Source organism: Pseudomonadota bacterium (assembly GCA_010028905.1).
Taxonomy (GTDB): domain Bacteria; phylum Vulcanimicrobiota; class Xenobia; order RGZZ01; family RGZZ01; genus RGZZ01.
The window spans coordinates 1-2,160 of the sequence record RGZZ01000673.1; the positions used below are offsets into that span (position 1 = coordinate 1).

A 2,160-nucleotide genomic window follows, 5' to 3' on the forward strand; every position below is an offset into this window, starting at 1 on the left:
CTGTGGAGGGTGGTTCCCTTGATGCTATCCATGTCTTGCCTCGTTTCGTGTCACCCGCGCTGCTCGATGCCGCGCGCTTGCGTATTCTCGCACCCTCAGTCTATCGCCTGCCACTTGAAAACCGCCTGAAACATCATCAACGCTGCGGTAAAACGATGTTTATCACCCCTCGCCGATGGTCTCTGCGCGTCCCGGCGCTGGGGAACCACTCCGAGGTGGGCCGCGTGATAGGCTTGCGCGAGCGGGTCTCGTCGCGATTTCCCTAGCCGTGCGTGGCCACGAAGACCAGCACCGCCGTCACGGCGCCTGCGTACACGTCCATCGTCCAGTGCGCGCGCAGCGCCAGCACGGTGAAGACCTCGAACAAGGCCAGCCCCACGCCCACCCAGACCAGCGACGGGGAGATGGTGGCCAGGGTCAGGCCGCCGAACACGGCCAGCGCCGTGTGACCGCTGAAGAACAGGTCGTTCGACACGCCGTAGGTGACGAAGAGCGAGGGCACCCCGGGGTCGCGCCAGATCATGCCCTGGGGGGCGGGCAGCGCCGTGAGGTACTGCGAGAGCTGGCGCAGCATCATCAAGATGGTGAGGCCCACCAGCGGGCGCAGCGAGGGTCCGAAGATGCCCCAGCCCAGCACGGTCACGCCGAGGAGGTCGACCCCCAGCGAGCTGGTGATGAGCAGCAGCCGCGCGGCGGCGGGCTGATCGTTCAGGTACCGGTTCGGGGCGGCCAGCCATTGATGCAGCTTGTCGCCGATCTCGCCCTCCGGCATCCCGCGCTGAGACAGCAGGTTCTGGGTGAGGAACCAGAGGCCGATGAGGCCGGCCACCGTGATGAGGCGAAATCCGATGACGAGTATCATGCGTGGTCGACTCCTCTCGCGCCACCCTGTGCGTCACCCGCGGCCGCGACCGCGGGCTCGTTCTCCTCGTTGTGGCTGTCGCCCTTGCGCAGGTCGACCTTGACCGCGGGGATTCCGCCCCAGGTCTCGCCGTCCGGGATCACCGTCTTGGGGAGGACGAACGATCCGGCGAGAACCTTGGCTCGCTCGCCCACGGTGACGCCGCCCATGATGATGGCGCGAAGCCCGATGGTGGCGCGGGCGCAGATGCGCGTGGGGGCGAGAACCAGGTATCCGCCCTGGGCGTAGTGCCCCATGATGCTGCACGAGCCGCCCAGCGTCACCTTGTCGCCGATCTCGATCAGCGACGGATCGGCGATGGCGGTGGTGTTGACGGTGACCTGGTGACCGAGCTTCATGCCCATGAGGCGGTAGTACAGGTTGATGTACGGGGTGGCGCAGATGAAGTCGAGGAAGGTGGCCCGAGGCAGCAGGGTGAGGGTGGCGTGCACGTACCAGCGCATTGCGCCGGGCGACACCTGCGGGCCACGCCAGGCCTTCAGGCGTCCGAGCAGCAGCGCGTTGAGCAGAGGGGCCACGAAGATGAGGGTGAAGCCGAACGCGAAGTAGGCCAGCACGAGGCTGAGCCCCACGCCCATCTCGTGCCACGGCGACGGCCAGCCTGCGATGATGGCCGCGGCGTGGTTGTAGAGCGCAACGCCCGGGGCGGCAGACACGCCGGCGGCGAACCCCGCCAGCATCAAGAAGGGGAGCACACCGAGGGCTTGCAGCAGGCTCATCATGGCACTGTCGAGGTTCGAGCCGACGAGAGCGGCTCCCTCTTCCTCACGGTCTTCCTCTGCCTGGTGGGGGCATCGAACCGTTGACGCGCCTGCGGTCAGGGCCGCAGGCGAACGCCGATGCCGGGCGCGTCGAGGGGGGTCATCACCCCGTCGGCAAGCTCGGCCCCCTCGAACGGGTCGTCCTTGATGAGCAGGGGGCCGTCGAGATCGGCCCCCTCCACCAGGGGGGCCAGGTGCGCCGCGGCCGAGACCGCGCATGAGGTCTCGGTCATGCAGCCGATCATCACGCGCAGCCCCAGGGCCTTGGCGGTGGTGATCATCTGCAGCCCCTCGCGCATGCCGGCGCACTTCATGAGCTTCACGTTCACCCCGCTGTACACGCCCACCGCGTCGCGCACGTCGGGCAGCCGCCGCACGCCTTCGTCACCGAACACGGGAACGGGGCTGCGATCTGTGAGCCACGCATGGTCGTCGCGGCGCGCGGGGTCGAAGGGCTGCTCGATCTGGGTGCAGCCC

The 2,160-nt window shown here is 68.1% G+C and carries 3 protein-coding genes; all 3 read right to left on the reverse strand.

Annotated elements, in window-relative coordinates:
* Nucleotides 1-262: 262 nt before the first annotated feature.
* Nucleotides 263-862 carry a phosphatase PAP2 family protein gene (locus EB084_24185; GenBank protein ID NDD31362.1) on the reverse strand — a complete coding sequence of 200 codons (600 nt, stop codon included), beginning with the start codon at nt 860-862 and terminating at the stop codon, nt 263-265.
* Nucleotides 859-1,644, reverse strand: coding sequence for a hypothetical protein (locus tag EB084_24190; GenBank protein NDD31363.1), 786 nt, complete (start codon nt 1,642-1,644; stop codon nt 859-861). The genes EB084_24185 and EB084_24190 overlap by 4 nt, the downstream gene beginning before the upstream one ends.
* A gap of 95 nt (nt 1,645-1,739) precedes the next feature.
* Nucleotides 1,740-2,160 (reverse strand): dipeptide epimerase (locus EB084_24195; GenBank protein NDD31364.1); only part of this gene is annotated, 421 nt, incomplete at its 5' end.

What these genes read in the sequence shown, in the direction of transcription:
- EB084_24185 (NDD31362.1), bottom strand. Translation starts at nt 862, where the DNA reads ATGATACTCGTCATCGGATTTCGCCTCATCACGGTGGCCGGCCTCATC.
- EB084_24190 (NDD31363.1), bottom strand. Translation starts at nt 1,644, where the DNA reads ATGATGAGCCTGCTGCAAGCCCTCGGTGTGCTCCCCTTCTTGATGCTG.